Origin of the sequence: Calothrix sp. CCY 0018 (assembly GCF_963920925.1) — a bacterium.
Lineage (GTDB): Bacteria > Cyanobacteriota > Cyanobacteriia > Cyanobacteriales > Nostocaceae > Rivularia.
The window spans coordinates 49,899-70,285 of record NZ_CAWUDI010000027.1; the positions used below are offsets into that span (position 1 = coordinate 49,899).

Annotated in this window: 21 protein-coding genes and 1 pseudogene; 8 read left to right on the plus strand and 14 right to left on the minus strand. The window is 38.2% G+C overall.

Features of this window, described 5'->3' with window-relative positions; translation table 11 throughout:
• Positions 1-97 precede the first annotated feature (97 nt).
• Positions 98-1,204: a tRNA guanosine(34) transglycosylase Tgt gene (gene tgt, locus ACM03V_RS19700; protein WP_414622494.1), complete on the minus strand. Its 1,107-nt coding sequence runs from the start codon at positions 1,202-1,204 to the stop codon at positions 98-100.
• Between the two features lie 52 nt (positions 1,205-1,256).
• The gene (locus ACM03V_RS19705) at positions 1,257-1,709 is read right to left on the minus strand and encodes a hypothetical protein (protein ID WP_414622495.1); all 453 of its coding nucleotides are present in this window, start codon (positions 1,707-1,709) and stop codon (positions 1,257-1,259) included.
• 395 nt (positions 1,710-2,104) lie between these two features.
• Here ACM03V_RS19705 and cobS point away from each other — a divergent pair, with 395 nt between their 5' ends.
• On the plus strand, positions 2,105-2,887 hold the full coding sequence (cobS, locus tag ACM03V_RS19710; RefSeq protein ID WP_414622496.1) for an adenosylcobinamide-GDP ribazoletransferase: 783 nt from the start codon (positions 2,105-2,107) through the stop codon (positions 2,885-2,887).
• Between the two features lie 91 nt (positions 2,888-2,978).
• Here the strand turns inward: cobS and ACM03V_RS19715 are convergent, their stop codons facing one another.
• The 5 genes from ACM03V_RS19715 to tnpA form a co-directional block, all read right to left on the minus strand.
• Complete coding sequence (locus ACM03V_RS19715) at positions 2,979-3,449, minus strand: PPC domain-containing protein (protein ID WP_414622497.1); 471 nt, start codon at positions 3,447-3,449, stop codon at positions 2,979-2,981.
• Between the two features lie 56 nt (positions 3,450-3,505).
• Positions 3,506-4,201 (minus strand): ComF family protein, encoded by a 696-nt coding sequence (locus ACM03V_RS19720; protein WP_414622498.1) that lies wholly within the window; start codon positions 4,199-4,201, stop codon positions 3,506-3,508.
• An 81-nt stretch (positions 4,202-4,282) separates the two neighbouring features.
• Entirely contained in the window at positions 4,283-4,777 is a 495-nt protein-coding gene (locus tag ACM03V_RS19725; protein ID WP_414622499.1) for a GNAT family N-acetyltransferase, read from the minus strand.
• Positions 4,778-4,838: 61 nt separating this feature from the next.
• Positions 4,839-5,438 carry a tRNA-(ms[2]io[6]A)-hydroxylase gene (locus tag ACM03V_RS19730; RefSeq protein WP_414622500.1) on the minus strand — a complete coding sequence of 200 codons (600 nt, stop codon included), beginning with the start codon at positions 5,436-5,438 and terminating at the stop codon, positions 4,839-4,841.
• Between the two features lie 341 nt (positions 5,439-5,779).
• Positions 5,780-6,193 (minus strand): IS200/IS605 family transposase, encoded by a 414-nt coding sequence (gene tnpA / locus ACM03V_RS19735; protein WP_414622501.1) that lies wholly within the window; start codon positions 6,191-6,193, stop codon positions 5,780-5,782.
• A gap of 75 nt (positions 6,194-6,268) precedes the next feature.
• Here tnpA and ACM03V_RS19740 point away from each other — a divergent pair, with 75 nt between their 5' ends.
• On the plus strand, positions 6,269-7,453 hold the full coding sequence (locus tag ACM03V_RS19740) for an RNA-guided endonuclease InsQ/TnpB family protein (protein WP_414622502.1): 1,185 nt from the start codon (positions 6,269-6,271) through the stop codon (positions 7,451-7,453).
• 147 nt (positions 7,454-7,600) lie between these two features.
• On the opposite strand, the gene ACM03V_RS19745 is transcribed toward ACM03V_RS19740, so the two are convergent.
• Entirely contained in the window at positions 7,601-7,861 is a 261-nt protein-coding gene (locus ACM03V_RS19745) for a ParB N-terminal domain-containing protein (RefSeq protein ID WP_414622503.1), read from the minus strand.
• 230 nt (positions 7,862-8,091) lie between these two features.
• On the opposite strand from ACM03V_RS19745, the gene ACM03V_RS19750 reads away from it, so the two are divergent.
• On the plus strand, positions 8,092-9,693 hold the full coding sequence (locus ACM03V_RS19750; RefSeq protein WP_414622504.1) for a SpoIID/LytB domain-containing protein: 1,602 nt from the start codon (positions 8,092-8,094) through the stop codon (positions 9,691-9,693).
• A 222-nt stretch (positions 9,694-9,915) separates the two neighbouring features.
• Here the strand turns inward: ACM03V_RS19750 and ACM03V_RS19755 are convergent, their stop codons facing one another.
• Positions 9,916-10,215 carry a ferredoxin gene (locus tag ACM03V_RS19755; protein WP_414622505.1) on the minus strand — a complete coding sequence of 100 codons (300 nt, stop codon included), beginning with the start codon at positions 10,213-10,215 and terminating at the stop codon, positions 9,916-9,918.
• Between the two features lie 396 nt (positions 10,216-10,611).
• Here ACM03V_RS19755 and ACM03V_RS19760 point away from each other — a divergent pair, with 396 nt between their 5' ends.
• Together ACM03V_RS19760 and ACM03V_RS19765 are read left to right on the plus strand one after the other, a co-directional pair.
• Positions 10,612-11,574 carry a Gfo/Idh/MocA family protein gene (locus ACM03V_RS19760; RefSeq protein WP_414622506.1) on the plus strand — a complete coding sequence of 321 codons (963 nt, stop codon included), beginning with the start codon at positions 10,612-10,614 and terminating at the stop codon, positions 11,572-11,574.
• Between the two features lie 326 nt (positions 11,575-11,900).
• Positions 11,901-13,778, plus strand: a complete 1,878-nt coding sequence (locus ACM03V_RS19765) for a DUF3352 domain-containing protein (RefSeq protein WP_414622507.1) — start codon at positions 11,901-11,903, stop codon at positions 13,776-13,778.
• Between the two features lie 11 nt (positions 13,779-13,789).
• On the opposite strand, the gene ACM03V_RS19770 is transcribed toward ACM03V_RS19765, so the two are convergent.
• From ACM03V_RS19770 to ACM03V_RS19790, 5 genes and pseudogenes are all read right to left on the minus strand, one after another.
• Positions 13,790-14,050 (minus strand): type II toxin-antitoxin system RelE family toxin, encoded by a 261-nt coding sequence (locus ACM03V_RS19770; RefSeq protein WP_414622508.1) that lies wholly within the window; start codon positions 14,048-14,050, stop codon positions 13,790-13,792.
• Positions 14,043-14,273, minus strand: a complete 231-nt coding sequence (locus tag ACM03V_RS19775; protein ID WP_414622509.1) for a hypothetical protein — start codon at positions 14,271-14,273, stop codon at positions 14,043-14,045. The genes ACM03V_RS19770 and ACM03V_RS19775 overlap by 8 nt, the downstream gene beginning before the upstream one ends.
• Positions 14,274-14,315: 42 nt before the next feature.
• Positions 14,316-14,483 (minus strand): annotated as a pseudogene (locus ACM03V_RS19780) (type II toxin-antitoxin system HicB family antitoxin); the annotation flags it as partial.
• Positions 14,470-14,607, minus strand: a complete 138-nt coding sequence (locus ACM03V_RS19785) for a type II toxin-antitoxin system HicA family toxin (RefSeq protein WP_414622510.1) — start codon at positions 14,605-14,607, stop codon at positions 14,470-14,472. The gene ACM03V_RS19785 and the pseudogene ACM03V_RS19780, both read right to left, overlap by 14 nt.
• Before the next feature lie 69 nt (positions 14,608-14,676).
• Entirely contained in the window at positions 14,677-14,988 is a 312-nt protein-coding gene (locus ACM03V_RS19790; protein WP_414622511.1) for a TIGR03792 family protein, read from the minus strand.
• A 136-nt stretch (positions 14,989-15,124) separates the two neighbouring features.
• On the opposite strand from ACM03V_RS19790, the gene ACM03V_RS19795 reads away from it, so the two are divergent.
• The 3 genes from ACM03V_RS19795 to ACM03V_RS19805 all read left to right on the plus strand — a co-directional run bounded on the left by ACM03V_RS19795 (position 15,125) and on the right by ACM03V_RS19805 (position 20,128).
• Positions 15,125-15,448: a phasin family protein gene (locus ACM03V_RS19795; protein WP_414622512.1), complete on the plus strand. Its 324-nt coding sequence runs from the start codon at positions 15,125-15,127 to the stop codon at positions 15,446-15,448.
• Between the two features lie 161 nt (positions 15,449-15,609).
• Positions 15,610-16,146 carry an FKBP-type peptidyl-prolyl cis-trans isomerase gene (locus ACM03V_RS19800; RefSeq protein WP_414622556.1) on the plus strand — a complete coding sequence of 179 codons (537 nt, stop codon included), beginning with the start codon at positions 15,610-15,612 and terminating at the stop codon, positions 16,144-16,146.
• Between the two features lie 883 nt (positions 16,147-17,029).
• Positions 17,030-20,128 carry a DUF4114 domain-containing protein gene (locus ACM03V_RS19805; RefSeq protein ID WP_414622513.1) on the plus strand — a complete coding sequence of 1,033 codons (3,099 nt, stop codon included), beginning with the start codon at positions 17,030-17,032 and terminating at the stop codon, positions 20,126-20,128.
• Positions 20,129-20,387 lie beyond the last annotated feature (259 nt).

The following is a 20,387-nucleotide window of genomic DNA, read 5'->3' on the forward strand; positions in this document are numbered from 1 at the left end:
CAACAAAAGTAGTTAATCTTCCCTGTACTGAATTTATGGTTCCCTAAAACCGAATCAAAATTAAAGTTTGTGTGAATTATTGGTAATTAGTAACTGCTCACTGTTTCAACCAATGCCCAAATTCTGTAGTAAAAGTATCGTTCAATATACTTTCCCGAATCTTCTGGGTAAACCTAATTAACTCGGTAATATTGTGAATACTTAATAAGGTATAAGCCAAAATCTCTTGCGCTCGTATCAGATGCGATAGATAAGCGCGAGTAAAGTTTTGGCAAGTGTAACAAGGGCAAGTTTCATCAAGGGGAGTAAAATCTTCACGAAACTTTGCATTTTTAACGTTCCATCTTTCCCCTTTAACCACAGCAGTACCGTGTCTAGCCCAGCGAGTTGGAATCACGCAATCAAATAAATCCACACCAGAGGCGATCGCCACTACCATTTCTTGATGGGTACCTACTCCCATCAAGTAACGCGGCTTGTGAGCGGGTAATAAAGGTGCTGTTTGTCGAACAATTTCGTGAATTAATTCTGGCTCTTCCCCGACGCTGACACCACCAATGGCATATCCCGGTAAATCCAATTCAGTTAAAGCATTTGCGGCTTTGGAACGTAAATCGGCATAGATACCCCCCTGTACTATTCCAAACAACGCTTGTTCGCTACGATTATGCGCTTCAACACATCTCAACAACCAACGGTAAGTACGTTCCGTTGCAGCTTCTACTTCCGTGCGATTGGCTGTTGCAGGGGGACATTCATCAAATGCCATAATCACATCCGCACCCAAAATATTTTGAATTTCTATGGATTTTTCTGGCGTTAAATTTATAATTCTTCCATCGTGGGGCGAGCGAAAACTTACTCCTTCTTCAGTAATTTTACGCATCTCGCTCAAACTAAAAACCTGAAACCCACCGGAATCGGTAAGCATGGGTTTGTCCCAACCCATAAACTTATGCAGTCCACCTGCTCCTGCTACAATCGCCTCGCCCGGTTGTAAATGGAGATGATAAGTATTTGACAGTACCATCTGCGCTCCAGTTTCCTTTAACTGGGCTGGAGTAATGGTTTTAACGTTTGCCAGCGTTCCTACCGGCATAAAGCGCGGCGTTTCTACCACACCATGAGGCGTAGAAAATATCCCAGCACGCGCTGAACTGTTGCTACATTTAGCAAGACATTGAAATGAAAAATTTGCGCTCAAAATTAAGAAAACCGAGACTGTTCTGTTAACGATCTAACTTATTAAACCAAATTTAGAACATATCTGAACTATCATCATCAATTTCAGCATCCCATTTAGCCGATAATACCTGCTCCATCATTGCTTCGATGGCATTAGTATTCCAACAACGTTCCTGCCGTTCCTGCATTGGAGTAGAAAGGGGAGTCAACCGCAAGCGCATCCCTTCTTGAACTAAATCAAAACAGGCTTCCTTTTCGGATGACTGAGTAAGTTCTAAGCAATCAAAACTATAAACGTTTAAATAAAGAGCGTTATTTGCGACTAATGTGGAGCGTCGGGGATTTGCAAAAACTTCCATTACATCCCCTTCACCCGAAGCGCAAACCTCACCATCTTGGGTGTAGGCATAGCGGACACGACCTAAATCCCCCAGCAATCGTCGCATATCAAGTTTATTTACGATGACACCTGTATTGACGATACATGGAGCTGGTATTTTGGTTTCGGGTAGATGGTGATTCATAATCAAATAGCTTTTTGAGCAAAGGTGAAGTACAACGTTATAGCCTGCATAACCAATCAATCAGCGGTAATCTATGCCCTCCCCTGTAATGTACAAATATAAATATCAAATATGGCGGGGCAATTACTTAAACTCACTGACATTAATTATGAGCTTTTTTTTTCAAACTACAAAAAACACTACCATCGATTAAAATGCAACCTTTTATGCTTCATTGAACTGTGACAAATATTACTAACTTATTTTTTCCTACTTAGATAAGCATAACAAATTTTTTGACTCAGTTTCTCATACAAGTAAATCTTATTTCAAGTTTTAAGATTTGATACTGTTATTTGTGCGGTAATCGTAAGTGCCATTGTTTTTGTTCTACTTAAGTAATTATTTTGACAAGTATGAATTCTCAGTATCCGTGGTGGAAAACTCAACTTTTAAATTTAGTTGCAAGTATTATATTTTATACGTCTATTCCGTTGCCTTATATCGAGCGATTGGAGTTCGGCATGGTAGCACGTTTTGCGACTGCGATCGGGATAATAATTGGAGGAATCTTAGGATTATTTGATATTGTAGCCAATTTTTTAGGAATGTCAGTATTAACTCGCAGTGCATTGGTAGTAGCAAGCTGGATTGCAATTACGGGAGGACTGCATTTAGATGGAGCAATGGATACTGCCGATGGGTTAGCAGTAACGGATAAAGAGCGGCGCTTGGAAGTAATGACTGATAGCGCTACAGGAGCCTTTGGAGCAATGGTGGCGGTTGTTATAGTCTTACTCAAAACGGTAGCTTTATCAGAAATACAAGAAAATCGTTTGTTAATAATAATTGCAGCTTGTGCATGGGGACGTTGGGGACAGATATTAGCAATACAAAGATATGACTATCTCAAACCAACTGGTAAGGGTGCATTTCACAAGCAAGCCATTCGTTCTTATAAAGATGTTTTACCTTCTGTTTTACTGCTATTAAGTTTAAGTTCTGTAAAGCTGATATTTGGTCAGTTTAATCAAAATAATTTACTAGCAGCAATAAGCATGATAATTACGGGAATTGCAATTGCTTTTCTTACAGGTGCTTGGTTTAACTATAAATTAGGTGGTCATACCGGGGACACTTACGGTGCAGTTGTAGAATGGACTGAAGCACTTTTTCTTTGCGCGATGACGATGCAGTGAACAGTGAGCAGTGAGCAGTTACCAGTGAACATTTAATAATTTTTTTTAACTCTTAACTCCTAACTCCTAATTCCTAACTCCTAACTTTTAACTACTTGACTGGCTTCAATCGGGTTACTTTCAATTTAAAGCTGCCGATTCCAGTTTCTCCGAAAGAGCGAACCCTAACAATGTAAGTTCCGGCTTTGGTAACGCGGGTGAAGAGGAGAGAATTACTGCTACCGTCGGGGCCGTCATCATTTTCTGCTATTGTTGAACCGTCGGGAGCGAGCAGCGTAATGATGCTGTCAAAGCTATCTGAAGAGAGATCGATCGCTAAATTATCGCCTTTGGCTAACTTCACCATATAGTCACGAGCAAAGCCACCTTGCCCCGTAGGAATATCACTATCGGAGAGTGCATCGGAAACTTCGTAAGTGCTGGGTAAAGGTATGGGATTATAAAATTTATTTGCTTGTTTATTTGCCTGAGCAAAAGCTGTTGTCGTACTCATACCAAATGCTAGCAATGTAGCAGGAATTAACCCACACCGTCCTAAACCCAGCGCTTTAGACTTACTCATGATTGTATGTAGTTTTCCAGTAAAATAATCTTAGTTTTGGTTAATTATAATTTTTATTAGCCGACCTTGCCTATGAATTCTTTGTATAGTTTGCCTCTGTGTGGAACGGCAACTGCTGCAACTCCGGAAACGGTAATTCCAGATTTACTTAATATTTCTACCGCAGAATTAACTGTAGTACCCGTTGTATAGATATCGTCAATTAAAATTACAGGCACATTTGGAGGCTTGCGAAAATCTTTGCCTATATCAAAAGCTTGAGTTAAAGTTTCTTTGCGCTCGATTGGCGATAATCCAAATAGCGCTTCAGTGGCTTTGACTCTTTGTAATCCGTTTACTTTTAATTTTAGCCCAGTTGTTTCACAGAAGCTTTTTGCAATCAACTCTGCTTGATTAAAACCCCTTTCTTTTTGCTTCTCCGGATGCATCGGAATCGGAACTACCATAAAAGAACCTTTGCTACCGTATTCTTGCAGCCATACTTCTCCCAACCATTCACCCAAGGGACGAGCAATTTCTGGATGATTATTGTATTTCATTGTGGCGATCGCCCGTTTGATAGCTCCCCCATAAGCACCCCAAGCAATTACTGGTGGAGATGATAAATTATTTTTACTGTTATTGGAGCCAGTTAAACGACACTTTTGTAACTGTTTATGACAATATTCACAAAATTCTTCCGAAGCAGGGCGCTGACATAAAGGACAATTTGATTGTAAAAAAAGATTAACTAAACTTTTCCAAAGTTGCATATTTATATTTTGGCGATGGGGCATGGGGCATTGGGCATTGGCAAGAGGGGGAAGAGGGGGAAGAGGGGGTAGAAATAATTTTTAATTTATAACTCCTAACTCCTTAAAGTAAACTCGGTCGCAGCGTTCTGTTTCTACACCTGTTGCAGGTATATAATCATTGCTTTCATAGAGTTTGACGGCTTCGTGCAAAACGCTGGCAGTTTCAATCCAAATTTGTTTGAAATCACGGGAGCTTATTTCTGCTTCCAACTGTTGTAACAAAAATTTACCCAATCCAAAACCTCTAGCTTTGGGTAATAAATACATTTTGCGTATCTCTACAGCATCTTTGCCGCGTTCGATAGGATAGTAAGCCCCCGTACCTACCACTTCACTAAAGTATTCTATTACCCAAAACTCACCACCTTTATCTAAGTAATAATTCTCAACTTGTAATACATCCTTATCTGCACCATCTGGTTCCCAACCCAAACCGTACTCCGACAATACAGAACGAATAACTTCAGCCGCATAATGGCGATCGCTCGGCTTCCATTGACGAATCAAAAAATCTCGAAAATAAAGACTAACCATAAGAGTTAGGAGTTAGGAGTTGGGAGCTAGGAGTTAATAATTACCAATTACCGATTCCCAATTAACTGTGAATCCTTGGCTCATAATAAAGGGTTGCAAGTATTTCACTTTCGGCGATTGATAATTCATCTAATCTCTGCATGACAATTTCGCGGTCGAAATAAGTGTCTGCAAGTACCCAATAAATGCCATAATGACGTGCTTCTGATGCCATTAAGCCTTGATAAAATTTGGCTAATTCTGGTTCGGGACAATGTGCGGCTAATAATCCCAAGCGTTCGTGACTGCGAGCTTCTATTAATGCACTAATAAGTAGAGAATCCAAAAATCGATTAGGTTCGTTGGGACGAATTTGAGCTTTCAATTTTGCACCGTAAGGGGGCGGAGTAACTGGACGTAAAGGAATATTCCGCTTTTCTAACCACTGGTTAACTTGCTCGAAGTGTTCTAATTCTTCTTTGGCAATTTTAGTTAACTCCTTGACCATTTTGGCATTGGAAGGGTAGCGAAACATAAAGTTGATTGCAGAGGCAGCTGCTTTACGCTCGCATTGGGAATGATCGAGTAATATTGCATCTAGGTTAGATATTGCTAATTCTACCCAAGCTGGGTTGGTGGGTTGCTTGAGGATATTGATTGTTGGTAGCTCGTTCGTTAGCACGCTTAGTTTTATAGATTAATATACAGCTTTCTATTTTATAGGGAATCAGCGATGGGGTTGATTGATCAGATTTTATATTGTTTCTGTTCTCTATAAGTACTTAGGCAAAATTAATTCTATATTGTCATTGCGAGGAACGTTAGCGTTCACGCGGAGCGTGCGGCGAGCGCGTCTCCCGCAGGGAGATAGCAATTCTAAGAACTTGAAGCTTTTAGCTGAAACAGCATTCATCCCACGTCTCACTCTCTTAGGAGCGTGGGATGAATGCGAGCGAGATGACGACAGTTCCCTGACCAAGGCTGAAAGCGAGGGAGGGGAACATGGAGGAAACAAGCAATATATTAATCTTCAGGGTTTTCTTGATTCTCAATATACTTTCTCAAGGTTGACACTGTTACACCTCCACAGCTAGCTACAAAATATGAACCATTCCAAAAAACATCTTTACTATAAAAGCTTTCTAGATGTTCAGTAAATTCTTGACGTAATTTTCTAGATGACACAGATTTTAAATTATTTACAAGCTTACTTAATGCTAAATCTGGGTGATATTGAAAAAGTAAATGTATATGATTGTCTTCACCGTTAAACTCGACTAATTTACAATCCCACTTTATAAGTAGTTCTTCAAAAATAATGTGTAGGCGTTCTAGCATTTTGCTTGTGAACGCTTTTTTTCTGTATTTTGTAGTTAAGACAAGATGAGCTTTCAAGTCACTGACTGAACGTCCTTTTGATACAAAATCATTTTTCATAGTATTTATGTAATATTGCTCTTAATTGGTGTATACTAAAAGAGTAACACTGATTAAAGCAGGGAGGTTAAATAAATGCGAATCTCGTACCAATACAAAATTAAGCCCAATAAAGAGCAAATAGAAAAAATAGATAACACTTTAGATATGTTGCGTTGTCAATATAATCATTTACTTTCTCAAAGGTTTGATTGGTACGAGATGAATCGTTGTGCTATTGATAGATGTGGTTTAATTTGTCACTTACCGGATTTAAAGGAACAACCAAATTACTACAATCAAAAAGCATCTTTAACCCGGTTAAAAGTAGAACGACCTTGGTACAAAAATATTCATTCTCAAGTATTGCAAGAAGTACCCTCTAAAGTTGAAATAACTTTTGACCGTTGGTTGAAAGGTGATTGCAATGGGAAACGTAGTGGTAAACCTAGATTCAAAGCTAAGGGGCAATACAAAACTTTTACTTATCCGCAATTCAAGAAGCATAAATTTAACAATAATAAAATTACCTTGTCCAAAATAGGTGATGTAAAAGTTATTGTTCATCGTCAAATACCGGATGGTTTTGATATTAAAACTGTTTCTGTCACTAGAAAAGCAGATGGTTATTATGTAACTCTAAGTCTTGATGACAAAACAGTTCCGACAATTAAACCAGATTTTAACGCTGATAATATTGTTGGTATCGATATTGGTTTAATTGATTTTTATGTTGCTTCTGACGGCACTAGAATTACTGCACCAAAATACTTACGCAAAGCAGAAAGGAAATTAAAGGCTGCACAACGTAAAGTTTCAAGACGTAAAAAAGGTTCTAATCGTAGAAGGAAAGCAATTCAGAAACTAGCTATCCAACATAAAAAAGTTGCGGATACTAGAAAAGACTTTCACTTTAAAACAGTTAAAACATTGCTTGATAAATATGATGTAGTTGCTGTTGAAAAGTTGAATATCAAAGGACTTGCTAGAACACATTTGTCTAAAAGTATTAACGATGCTGGTTGGGGACAATTTAGAAATATTCTTTCAAACAAAGCCGAAAATGCTGGTTTGAAAGTAATAGCAGTAAATCCAAACGGCACAAGCCAAGACTGTTCTAATTGTGGGCATAAAGTCAAAAAGCCACTATCTCAAAGAATGCATAATTGCCCTGTCTGCCATACAGGTTTATGCAGGGATTTAAATGCGGCAATAAATATAAAGAACCGTGGGACACATGGTCTTAAAGCTCAATTAATGTCTTCAAAGAAGAGTCATTGAGAAGCCCGCACTCACCTGAAAGGGAGTGTGTGGAGTATGTCACAATCTTAAAGCTTTGCAGTAGAACCCAAAGTCGCGATGAAAATACAATTTAAAAGTACGACTAAAATAAAGCTAACAACTATCAACTAACTACTAACTACGCGCCTAAGCTAAATGCATTTTCAAAACACTTCTGGGCGCTTTGCGTACCCTGGCTTTTATCGTTTCTTTACCCAAACGCTGACAAGCCTCGAAGCGATGACAACCGGAAAAACCGTAATATTGCCCATCTACTTCTAATAAATCTATCGGCTCTTGCAGCCCAATTTCTGCGATCGACTTCATCAAAGCTTCTACTTTCTCTTGGTCATTTTGACTCTTAAGTGGTCGTATTATTTGATTTAGCGGGATTTCTTCAATTTTCATAATCGCGTTAAGCGCAGCTCTACTTTATGTAATCGCCGCCTCCATAATTTATGTTGTTTTATGTTCTTAATTAATCATACTCATTACGACTTTGTTTTGCAACTAGATTATTTGTTAAAAATTGCTAATGGTATCGTTAGGCATTTTATACACTAATAGTAATAAGCAGCGTCTGCTTTTTTGAAACAACCTTTTATATCGCGAGCGGGCACCCCTAGTTTTGAATTTCTATGAAAATTTCCTTAGAGCGTTTATCTTGTACCATACTGACAGCTTCGTGTTTATTAGGACTTACAGGGGCATCGGTTCCTGCCACGAAGGTTTCTGATGTTGAACTTAAAATTGGGATTGTGCAGCGATTTGCGTCCCTACCCGATGATGAGTTGATCCTCGAACCTACCGAAGGCGATAAATTAAAGTTAACTTTTAATTCGGATAAAAGGCCCCAAACCGTGGTGACTACCCAGCCTGTAAAGATACAGACGGCGATGCAGCCTTTAGAGCAGCCTGTACTTGATGAACGGCTGGTTTTAGGAACATACCGTACTTTTGAAACTGCGGAACACAGCGCCGAAATGTGGCGTAAGAAAGGGATAGAAGTAGAAATTGCTCAACCCGAACGCTGGCAGGTGTGGGCTAAAAGAGAGGTTTATAATACACCTTTATTGCGACGCTTGTTATTAAAAAGCGTCAAAGAGTCTGGTAAAAAAACAGCATTTGTCGATAGTAAAGTTTTACGGCGAGTACCCCAAGCAAGTTGGGTAATAAATGGATATCGCTACAATCGAAACTATTTAAAAATTAGTAGTGATAAAAATTTAATTAAGGTAAATAATAAAAGCGGAGAATCCAAATCCAAACGTGTTTATGCTGGCAGGCTGCAATTACAGCCCAATGCTTACGGGACTTATTCCTTGGTGAATGATGTACCATTAGAAACATATTTACGTGGAGTAGTGCCTTATGAAATTGGTGCGAACGCTCCCAAAGCAGCGATGGAAGCGCAGACGATTATTGCTCGTACTTACGCTCTGAGAAATTTACGTAGATTTGAGGTGGATGATTATGAATTATGTGCCGATACTCACTGTCAAGTTTATTACGGAGTCCAAGGAGCTACAGAAAAAACAGATCGGGCGATCGCCGCAACCAGGGGTATGGTATTAACCTATAAAGATATGTTGGTAGACGCGCTGTACTCTTCAACAACAGGTGGTGTTACCGCCTCTTTCACCAGCGTCTGGAATGGGGAAAACCGCCCTTATTTGAAACCAGTAGTAGATACGCCGAAGGAATTTTGGAATTTATCTCAACAAAGCTTAGCGGATGAAAAGAATTTTCGTTTGTTTATGAGCTTGAATAAAGGATTTAACGAAAGCGAGCAAGAATGGTTTCGGTGGCGTAGAGAAAGCAGTTTAGATAATATCACCAAGGGATTGCAGAAATTTTTAAAAGTTAAAAACAGTCCCTTTGCTAAATTCAAAACTGTCAAAGATATTCAAGTAGTCGAACGCAGTAAAGGCGGAAGAATCCTTAAACTAGCCGTTAAAACAGATATCGGCACTTTCCATCTATATAAAGACGAAGTTCGTAGCGCCTTCTTTGCACCCAGAAGCACCTTATTTTATCTAAAAGCACTCAACAAAGGAAAACCCGGAATTTGGGGATACGAATTTGTTGGTGGTGGATTAGGGCATGGAGTAGGTTTGAGTCAAATTGGCGCGATGAATCTAGCTAATTTAGGTTGGAAAAATGGAGAAATCCTTAAATTTTACTATCCCGGTACTCAGATTCAGATGCTCAGTGATGCCGTGAAGGTTGGCAAGAAATAGGGAATGGGGAGATGGGGAGATGGGGAGACAAGGTGAGAAGAACTTACTTGCTACTCGCTACTAACTCTTACCAATTACCGATTACCGATTACCTATTCCCAATTCCCAAATAAAAAAGCAGTCACTGCGAATGGGAACATTTCCCGATACAGTGCTGCTTTTAAAGAAGTATTTAACTACAAAGGTAACTCTTGCATTTACGGCTGTGAGTTGTCTTTGTTTTTAGTAAAGTTCTTCTTCTTTATGGGTTTCGATGGTGCAGTCAGAAGTTGGGTAAGCGACGCAAGTCAATACATATCCACCTTCCATCTGATCATCGTCCAAGAAAGACTGATCGGACTGATCTACCGAACCGGAGGTAATCTTACCAGCGCAGGTGGAACAAGCACCAGCACGGCAAGAGTAAGGTAAGTCCAACCCAGCTTCTTCAGCTGCGTCTAAAATATAAGTATCGTCATCACAGTCGATAGTTTGGTCTAAACCTTCGGCTTCGCTCTTGAGTGTGACTTTGAATGTTGGCATTTTGTAAATCCTCTCTTTTTTGCAAACGGCAGTATAAGTTATCCTCAAGCAAACCATGCGGCTGCTCCTAAAGGAATAGCCGTTTTTTTATATTTGCTTCAATTCTGATACTACGAGAAAAATCGGACTTTGTTACTAGTTTTTTGTCTCGATTAGTAATGAAATAAGTACAGACCATATAGATAAGTTAAGCTTATGCTTTTTAGCTGGTTTTAGTTAGACTATTAAAAATTTTTATATACATGAACAATTTTTATGATTTTGTAAATCAGTTATCAGGTAGATTTAGGGAATTAATGATATATCTGATAGGTTTGCTTGATAAAGACTGATGCGAAAAGCCTTTGATAATACTGTATAATCCTTTGACCGTTTGGGCTGTAGAGGATTTTAAAAGTGCGGGTAGGCTTAGTTGGTACGGGTTACGCGGCAAAATTAAGGGCGCAGACGCTCTTGAACGATGAAAGGGCTGAATTAATTGCTGTTGTGGGAGGAAATACACTTTCCAAAACAGAAGCTTTTGCTAGAGATTTTCAGTGTCAGGTATTAGATTCCTCCCAGCAACTAATAGAACAAGAAGATATTGAGTTAGTAATAGTTAGTAATGTTAATAGCGAGCATGGGGAAATAGCGCGTGCAGCTTTGGAAGCTGATAAACACGTTGTTATCGAATATCCTCTGAGTTTGGATTTAGTAGAAGCATCGGAATTGATCGATTTAGCGAAGTCTAAACAGGTGCTGCTTCATGTCGAGCATATTGAACTTTTAGGTGGTTTGCATCAAGCTTTAAAACGAAATTTAGATAAAGTAGGCGAAGTTTTTTACGTGCGCTACAGCACTATTAAGCCCGAAAATCCAGCACCTCGTAAGTGGACTTACAGTCATAATTTGTTTGGTTTCCCGTTGATGGGTGCTATTTCAAGATTGCATCGATTAACTAATTTATTTGGTGAAGTCATGGCTGTTAATTGTCACAATCGATTTTGGGAAACGGAAGTCGAATTTTACCAATCTTGTTTTTGTACAGCCCAACTTAACTTTACCAGCGGACTTTTAGCTGAAGTTGTATACGCGAAAGGTGAAACCGTGTGGGAAGCAGAACGAAAATTTGAAGTACACGGTAAAAATGGCGGATTGATTTTCAATTCTCAGGAAGGATTTTTATTTGAGTTACAACAAACAACACCCATAGAAGTTGCTAGCCGTCGCGGTTTATTCGCCAAAGATACAGCTATGGTTTTAGATTATCTTTTTGATGGAACTCCTTTATATGTAACTCCAGAAGAAAGTTTATATGCTCTCAAAGTTGCGGATGCTGCAAGACGCTCGGCTGAAATGGGGATTACAATCGCGGTTTAGAAGCTATTCGATTTTCGATTAAAGAGTTAGGAATTAGGGGTAATTAAGGTCAAAGGTTAAAGGTTAAAGGTTCAAGGTTCAAATTCTCCTTATCTCCCCTTCCCCCCATCCCCTTGTCTCCCCCCTCTTCCCTGTTCCCAATTCCCCATTCCCCTTATAAAATCACTTCATAACTACTTCACAAATATAAATATTTTGATTTATTAATTCTTGATTATTAAGCATTTATCTTCATTGACGCTTCACTAAAATCTTACATAATACTACTAAGTGATTTATTTTTCTTTTCTGTTAGAAAAAAGACGTGTAGTGTTGAGGAATGCGTTATGAAATCGTTAGTCAGAGTAGGAGCAATAGCTACGTTAAATTTGCTCTGCTGCTCAAGTTTTGCTCAAGCGGTAGATGCTACAAATAAGGTCGAAGTACAATCGAATATTTATCAAACAACTGTATTAAAAAGTACGCTGGCTCAAAATGTAACACCTGGCAGCTTAAAAAATCGATTGCAATCAACTGGGACAAATACTGAATTTGCGAATTTTCTACCGAGCGATGCACCATTGGTAGCAATGGTTGATACATCTTCAGCAACTTGGAGAAAAGCTGGAAATTTTCAATTGTTTCAAGCAGCTTGGAATGGAATCTCTTTCTTAATACCACCGCAAATCAAAAATGGATATGCAACAGATATTGAACCTTGGTTGGGAGAGCAAATAGCCTTTGCATTTTTACCAAAACGTGGTTCTTCTCAAGTCACTGTGGATTCCAATTTTGTTACTTTGGTTCCGGTGAAAGACGAAGCGGGTTTGCAGAGATTTTTAAATAAACTTAAAGCTGGTGGAAATTTGAATCAGCGACAGTATAAAGGAATTACGATTTTAGAAACTAAAACAGGTTCTCCCTCGCAAGATAATACAATACCTCCGGTTCCTAAGTCTCCTATAAATAAAGCTATTAAATCAAATATTTTAAAAAAACCAAGCTTTAAAAAACCACAAGTAAGAAAGCAAAGAAGTTTAGCTATAGGTATTTTTCCGGGACATTTGGCAATTGGTTATTCAAACAAATCTATTGAAAGAGTAATTAATACCAATAGAGAAAAATCTGCCACTTTAGCACAAAATTCTCAGTTTCAGAAAACAATTAGACAACCTCAAACAGGTAAACCGCTGTTTGCAATGTATCAAGATCCGGCTGGCTATATTGATTTTGTAAAAGAGATAATTAAAGATCCTAGTTTGGGTTTACCCACTTTTGATTTAGATAGTATTCTTTCTTCAGAACAACTAAAAAAATATCAAAGTCTCGGCTCTTTCGTTACGGTTCAAAAAGAAGGAATTCGTTTTCAGGTAAATGCTTATCTTTCACCTGATTTCAATAGAAATAATCTTGCCGATAATATCAAAACTCAAACGATATTGTCCCGAATGCCAGCAGCGACATATTCTGCTATTAACGGAAAAAATCTTAATCAAAGATGGCAAACCATATCTAAGCTATTAAGCTCTCAAAAAGAATTTAAAGATGGTTTAACAACTTTGCGTGGACTTATCCGCAGCAATACCGGGCTGGATTTAGAACGCGATATTATTAGCTGGATGGATGGGGAATTTGCCTTTTTTATGTATCCTACCAAGGGCGGATTTTTTCAAGCTATGAAACAAGGTTTAGATATGGGAATCGGTTTAGCTGTTGAAACAAGTAACCGAGCCGCTGCTGAAAATACTTTGAACAAGTTAGGAGATTTAATTGCATCTGTATCCAAGGGAGAAGTCAAGATTGCCCAAAAAAGTATTAAAAACCAAGCTGTAACTAGTTGGGATGTAGATGGAGATTCCGCAAAAAGCCTACTTGCTTACAGTTGGGTAGACAACAATACTTTAATTGTGACGACGGGATATGGAGCGATTGCAGATTTAGTACCGCAGCCTTATGTAGCTTTGTCTTCAGCTTATAACTTCAATACAGCAACTAGTTCTCTTCCCAGCCCAAATAATGGTTATTTTTACATGAATATGGGTTCTTTGCTGTCATGGGTTTACGGTTTTGTACCGCAGCAATATACTAATAATCCGTATTTTAATATGTTTAAACAAGCTATTGGTTCGGTTTATAGCATTAGTGCCACAACTTCTTCTAATGTTGACAGAGAACAATCGGATTTTCTAATTGTTTTGGCACCTGTGAGGAAGAAGATAAGGTAATTTTTTGAACTTTATTCATAAGCTTCCGACCTATGAACAATAGTACTAATAATTACCTGTTTGTTTTCATCATCAATTTGGTAAATTACTCGATAATCACCAATACGATAACGAGAATATCCAGCTAAGTTACCTTTTAGAGATTTAATATTAGGATGAAAATAAGGATTTTTTTCTAATTGCTCAAAACATCGAGCAATTTTTTTAGCTAATACTTGGTCTGCTGAAGCATAAATTTCTTCTGCTTCAGCGGATAAAATTACTTCATACATCAGACCTAATAGTTCTCCAATTTTTTACACGTCCTTGAGCAATATCTTTTTGTCCTTTTTCAAAAGATTCAATAAAACCAGGAATATCTAGCAATTCTTGAGTTGCTGCTTCACTTTCTTTATCTTCTAAATAAGCTAAAAAATCGGCTACCATATGCAAGCGTTCGGAAGTTAAACCATCAAGATATTTATTAATTTTTTGACGAATTTCAGTAGTATTCATAGATTGAATTTATTTTTTATATGTTTTATATATATTTTACCTTTATGCAACTTTAAATGATTGTCCCCAGGTTTTAGGTTCTGGTAAAGTTTCGCCATCTTCTAAAGCCGACTCGATGAGCATTTCTAACACTTCTTGAGCATTTTTTACTGCTTCTTCGTAAGTATCACCGTGGGTATGACAAAATTCTCCCCATTCAGGAAGACTTACCTGACAAAGTTACTTTTCCAGGTAATAAAGGATGATACCAATTTGTATGACTACCTTTTCTCCAACGACTAGTAAATCCTGCTTTAAGTAATAAACTTTTCAATTCCCTAATTTTTTTAGGCATATTATTCAGTAACCAGTTTTATAACTCCTAACTCCTAACAGACGTAGCAGTGCTACGTCTCTACACTCCCTAATCCTTGTTGGGAAATTTCCGTACCTGATATTCGGATGACTCTACCATCTCGTAAGTAAATCCCAAGTCTTTATCAAACTTTTCTTCAATAGCGTCTAGCTCTTCTTGCTGAATCGATTTCCACTGTTCTCTGGTTTCCCAGCGAATCACCATAACAAGCTCTGTGGGGTCATTTGGGTTAATCCACAGTTCTTTTCCTAAAAATCCGGGATAGTTAACCAGTGCTGCCGTCCAAATTTCAGCGTCTCTTTGAATGTACTTTTCCCGCTGTTTGGGCGCTATTTTAAACTTAAGTAACTCAATTACCACCCTATTTCATTCTCCGTGCTACTTTGCCACAATAGAATTAGCATATTTGCTAAAGTTTAATTCTCAGCATAGCTTTATTGTTACAAGCAAGGGCTAAACGGCAAAATAAAGAAGGGAGAACTAGTAGGAGCGTGGTATGGAAAACAATAACTGGATGCAACAATTGTTGATGCTCGGTATCGGTACAACTTCGGTTGTAGCCGACAAAATCAAGGAAGCCAGCGAGCAATTAGTTAAAGATGGCAAACTCGATCCAGAACAAGCGAAAGCTGTTATGGATGATGTGGTACAGGAGTTGAAGTCCGAGCAGGGCAACTGGGATAAGAATATGCAGCGACAAATGAAAAATATGCTGCAAGATTTGGGAGTTGCGCGTCAGTCGGAAGTAGACGAATTGCGCGGTAGAATTGACCGTTTAGAGCGTCAAGTGCGCGATTTGGAAAATAAACTTTGGAAATAGGGGTTAGGAATTAGGAGTTAGGAGTTAAGAGTTAGGAGTTAGGAGTTAGGAGTTAGGAGTTAGGAGTTATAAATATAAAACTGCTCACTGTTCACTGGTAACTGTTCTGATTTACACTTAATTTTGTTCTATTGGTAATTTTATTTTTGGAATATGAAATGATGGGGAGAATACCTCAATTGAAGGCAATTTTTAAGCGTGTGGGTTTCATATTGCTTTGTGTTGTATTTTTTGGGTGCGCTCAAATTTCGACTGAAGCACCGGAGACTAATGCTTCACAAAACACTATTCAAGAATCACCAGCGTCTACTACAGTAGCTGATAGTACCACTACAAAAGCGAGCGATAATATGTCTGACGCAGTTACTACTCCTTCGGGATTAAAGTATGAAGTTATCAAGGAAGGAACTGGAGCAACTCCTAAACCCGGACAAACTGTAACCGTTCACTATACGGGTACTTTAGAAGATGGAACTCAGTTTGATAGCTCAAGAGATCGCGGTCAACCTTTCGAGTTTACAATCGGTCAAGGACAGGTAATCCAGGGTTGGGATGAAGGACTCGGTATTATGAAAGTTGGCGGTCGTCGTAAATTAATCATCCCCCCAGAGTTAGGTTATGGTTCTCGCGGTGCGGGTGGTGTTATTCCCCCCAATGCAACTCTAATCTTTGATGTGGAATTATTGGGAGTTAATTAAGAGTTGGGAGTTATAAAATTACCTTTAATGTTGTAATTTTTGACCTTTTTCTAATAATATAAAAAGCCTGGTTTTCATAGAAGAAACCGGGCTTTTTAAACTTTGAATTGTTGAACTTTTATATAGGTTTACTAATTGACAAAGTTTAAATGAGGAATATCTTGGGTAGAACACCTTCATTAGCCCACCTTACGGTGGGCTTCGTTGCTGTAGCGATACCCTTCTAAGGTATTGATACCTGTCTAAAATACATCAGCGCGATCGCAATTATTTTTCAGTATTTTCGTTCAATTGTCGTATAAATCACTATAATTACTAGAATAAATAAGTAAAATTAACATCATTAACGTAAAATTATCCTGAAGTATCGGGCTTGATATAGAAAGCAGGGACAGTCTAATTTAGCGCGAATTTCAGTCATTACTTTTGATATTAAAGTTGTTTATTTAATTTCACATCTTGCACCATTCTTGCCTTTGCCCACATTCCCACCTTGTAAGCCGGAGGCTTTCTAGCCCGCACGCTCCGCGTGAACGCAGAGAAATCAATTGATGCGGCTTATATACCGGCATAGGTTAAAACGCACTAAAAGTCTTATTCAGTCGTGTTTAGACGACTTAGTTTTTGAGCGGGGGGAATTTATTCCAAGGTGGTTGTTGAAAATGGTGCAAGATGGGAGTTTAATACAGCTTTGACTAAAATAAATATTTCAATATGAGGCTACGTTTTCACGTACCCATCTGTTACTCTGTCAGCTACACGAAGCATTTTCACATTCAATTCTGAATATTATGCTGCGTCTAATAGGATATCCAAATTTTAGATTGTAAATTAAAATCTAAAATCCAAAATCGAATGACGTACATAATATTCAAATTGCATTATGAATAATTCAGAAAATCCGATAGTTAATTTCGAGAATACTGACCTTTTATCAGTTAATAGCTCGTTAAATCCAGATATTTTATCTGATGATAACAATAATCTTTCGACAAGTTTTCAGAACCCTATCTTATCAGAAGAAAATTTTACCGAAGCTTCCCTTAATTTAGATAATCAAAATAGTCCTCAGCCTCAAGCTGCTTTAAGTTCAAATATAACTGATAATGGTGTCTTTACTGTAAATTCGACGGGTGTATTTACCATTGATTTCCTATTTGATGCGGGTGGTTATCAAAGCGAACTCGGCGTTTTTTCTATTACGGGAATGGAAAATTTAGATTCCGGTTCCGATGAATTTATTCAGGAAGCTGCTCGTCGTGTTTTGAGTAATTCGACAAACGGTTATATTGCTATTAATGATGATTCTGAAGCTGCTAGGTTTACGGGAGAATTGGGGGAAAAAGATAGAGATAAGGGTAATTACGAGGGAATAAAAACTTTTAGCATGAATCCTGGAGATAATTTTGCTTTGATGTTAGTTCCCCAAGGTAAAGTTGAAGAAGTATTAGATAATCCAGCAGTTGATAATAGTAAACGTCCTTTATTTTCCCTGTCATCAGCTAACCCTGACAATGCAATTCAAATTATGCAGTTGGTGGAGGGGACGGGTGTATTTGGAATGGAAGATTTACGTTTAGATGAAAATTCCGATACCGATTACAACGATATTATTTTTCAGGTTAAAGGTGCAACTGGTACAGCGACTCCTTTTAAAGAAGTAAGTTCTAATAATTGGAATGAAACTGAAGCCGGAAAACAGTTAATTGAATTTGCTCGGAATAATAACGTTAATGCTGCGAGTGACAATCCTGGTAAAATCCAGTTTGAAAAAGCTGAATTTAATACTTTTGAATCGGGAATTCCTACTTTATCAGCTAAGGTGATTCGTACTGATGGGGATTTAGGAGAAGTTAGCGCCACAGTTAATTTAACAAACGGTACTGCTTCTGCTGGTGAAGATTTTGATAATACTCCTATTGTGCTTAACTTTGCAGATGGAGAAATCGAGAAAAATGTCACTATTCCTATCTTCAGCGACGATTTAAAGGAAGGTAGCGAAACTGTTAATTTATCTTTAGAAAAGTTGACGGGTGGTGCAATATTAGGAAATCAAAATACTGCCATTCTTAATATTGGTGATGAAGATACAAGTAATATTATCTCCCAAACTAGCAGCGAAGATTCGGCATTATCTTTAGATACGGTAAATGTATTTTTGAAACCAGAAGAAGAGTTAAATTTTGAGCTTACAGTCACCACACCCGAAGCATCTGCAAATATCTCCTCACCTACACCTCAGAATGCAAATAGCAATCAAATAAATATTACAACCGTTGGTGATGATGCTGGTTACATCAAAGAAATTACACCAACCAAAATAGAAGGAAACAAGCAGACATATAACGTCAAACTTGCATCTGATGGTACTGGTGGTAATCAAACCATGATGTTGCAAGCAGAGGGTTCCGAAACAACAATTAATGCAATTACGGGTTTAGAAGGGCCTTATAATAGTTCTCCAAATCCCCAATCGGGTACTTTACCAGTTCAAGGATTTGTAACGGGGGGAAGCGAAGAAGGGGTTTTACTCAATCAAACTGTAGAAAATAATCCCAGTCTGCGTAAAGTTGGATTTTTAGAAGTTAATAATCCCACAGATGCAGAACAAACCTGGCTGATAATTCACGGTTGGAATGACGCACCCGAAGGAAAATTTACCGACGTAGCTCAAGAAATTGCTAATACAAAACCAGGCGATCGCGTTTTATTATTAGATTGGAGAGAAGCAGCTTACAACAACTCGGAATCATTAGGAGTTGAGTTTGGTGTTCCCGGTAGGGGAAATTTCCGCGCAGCGACTTGGATTAGCCCGGTTGCAGAATTTGCTGTCAAAGCTTTAAATGATTTTTACGGAATTAGCACTCAAGAAGCTTCCCAAAGTTTAAACTTAATCGGTCATAGTTTGGGTTCTTTGGTAAATGCTGAAATGGGAAGAATTTACCGAGACGGACTTTTATTAGAAAATAATAACTTTTTATCAGGTAATACCGAAGGTGCTAGAACAATTACCGCTTTAGATCCACCATCAGCAAGAAATCGCGATGAAAACCCATTGTTTGACGATCCAGATGAAGATATCTACGATGTAGATGGTAGAGAAGAAGGTATTCAAGCACCCGAAAAATTCGCCGATGTCTCGGTATTTTCCCGCAGCTTTGTAGGAGAAAAAAGCATTGCTGGAAATCCAGAATTAGCGATTACCGCCGACGAAGCTTTTCAAATGGATTTCGGCACAATATCTGAATTTGCTACCGATTTTGGCAGCGAACACGCTAGAGTAGTTAAAGCTTTTACTAATACAGTTAATCAGCAAGGTTTAATCGGTGATTTACTTGGTATTAGAGCTTATGATTCGATAAATGAATTACCCATTGAAGATTTTGACAAATTAAGAATCCGTCAAGAAGACAACGGAGCTTATACGGGAATCGTTGACGTTAATAAAGATAACGAAGCAATTTTATTAATTGGCAAAGCAAAAACGGGTAACAAAGACGATATAGTTATCGGTAGTTTTGTAAATCAAGAAATTAACGGTGCCGATTTTGCAGGGCTTGGTGGAGATAATCGCTACACGGGAGACGGAAATGATATCTTCTTCGGTGAAGCTGGTAACGATACTCTTATTGGTAATGACAACGATGATATTCTTTTTGGTGGCAAAGGTAAAGATAAATTAGATGGTGGCTCTGGAATAGATACATTTATTTTGCAGCTTGGTGACGGTGGTGCAAGTAAAGATGAAGCCGATACAATTGAAGATTTTCAACCAGGAACCGATAAAATTGGTTTGATTAATCTTAACTTTGGACAATTAACCTATCAAGAATCGCGCAGTGGATTTTTAGGACGTTCTAGAGATACTGCTATTATTGCTAACTCCGAATTTTTGGCATTACTTAAAGATACTAAAGTAGAAGAAATTCAGAAACCGGAATATTTTGTAGTTATTGATGAAGATGAATTGCGAATTGGGTAATTGGAAAACCTAACCCCCCTGCCCCCCTTCCCTGCAAGGGAATGGGGGTTTTAAAGCCTCTTTCCTTTTAGGAGAGAGGTTTGGAGAGAGGTCAAAATCTGGTTTATTTACCTGAAGTTAGTAGGTTGGGTTAGACACGAAAACAAATTTGATAAACATGGATAATTTATCATATAGTGTTGTAACCCAACATTAATATTTTGGATAAATAGAGATATTGCTAAATACCTACAATCTAGATGTTGGGTTACGACGCAAT

Bases quoted from the DNA above. Each gene is read 5' to 3' on its own strand.
- ACM03V_RS19705 (WP_414622495.1), bottom strand. From the start codon at position 1,709: ATGAATCACCATCTACCCGAAACCAAAATACCAGCTCCATGTATCGTC.
- cobS (WP_414622496.1), top strand. From the start codon at position 2,105: ATGAATTCTCAGTATCCGTGGTGGAAAACTCAACTTTTAAATTTAGTT.
- ACM03V_RS19715 (WP_414622497.1), bottom strand. From the start codon at position 3,449: ATGAGTAAGTCTAAAGCGCTGGGTTTAGGACGGTGTGGGTTAATTCCT.
- ACM03V_RS19720 (WP_414622498.1), bottom strand. From the start codon at position 4,201: ATGCAACTTTGGAAAAGTTTAGTTAATCTTTTTTTACAATCAAATTGT.
- ACM03V_RS19725 (WP_414622499.1), bottom strand. From the start codon at position 4,777: ATGGTTAGTCTTTATTTTCGAGATTTTTTGATTCGTCAATGGAAGCCG.
- tnpA (WP_414622501.1), bottom strand. From the start codon at position 6,193: ATGAAAAATGATTTTGTATCAAAAGGACGTTCAGTCAGTGACTTGAAA.
- ACM03V_RS19740 (WP_414622502.1), top strand. From the start codon at position 6,269: ATGCGAATCTCGTACCAATACAAAATTAAGCCCAATAAAGAGCAAATA.
- ACM03V_RS19745 (WP_414622503.1), bottom strand. From the start codon at position 7,861: ATGAAAATTGAAGAAATCCCGCTAAATCAAATAATACGACCACTTAAG.
- ACM03V_RS19750 (WP_414622504.1), top strand. From the start codon at position 8,092: ATGAAAATTTCCTTAGAGCGTTTATCTTGTACCATACTGACAGCTTCG.
- ACM03V_RS19755 (WP_414622505.1), bottom strand. From the start codon at position 10,215: ATGCCAACATTCAAAGTCACACTCAAGAGCGAAGCCGAAGGTTTAGAC.
- ACM03V_RS19765 (WP_414622507.1), top strand. From the start codon at position 11,901: ATGAAATCGTTAGTCAGAGTAGGAGCAATAGCTACGTTAAATTTGCTC.
- ACM03V_RS19770 (WP_414622508.1), bottom strand. From the start codon at position 14,050: ATGTATGAAGTAATTTTATCCGCTGAAGCAGAAGAAATTTATGCTTCA.
- ACM03V_RS19775 (WP_414622509.1), bottom strand. From the start codon at position 14,273: ATGAATACTACTGAAATTCGTCAAAAAATTAATAAATATCTTGATGGT.
- ACM03V_RS19785 (WP_414622510.1), bottom strand. From the start codon at position 14,607: ATGCCTAAAAAAATTAGGGAATTGAAAAGTTTATTACTTAAAGCAGGA.
- ACM03V_RS19795 (WP_414622512.1), top strand. From the start codon at position 15,125: ATGGAAAACAATAACTGGATGCAACAATTGTTGATGCTCGGTATCGGT.
- ACM03V_RS19800 (WP_414622556.1), top strand. From the start codon at position 15,610: ATGGGGAGAATACCTCAATTGAAGGCAATTTTTAAGCGTGTGGGTTTC.
- ACM03V_RS19805 (WP_414622513.1), top strand. From the start codon at position 17,030: ATGAATAATTCAGAAAATCCGATAGTTAATTTCGAGAATACTGACCTT.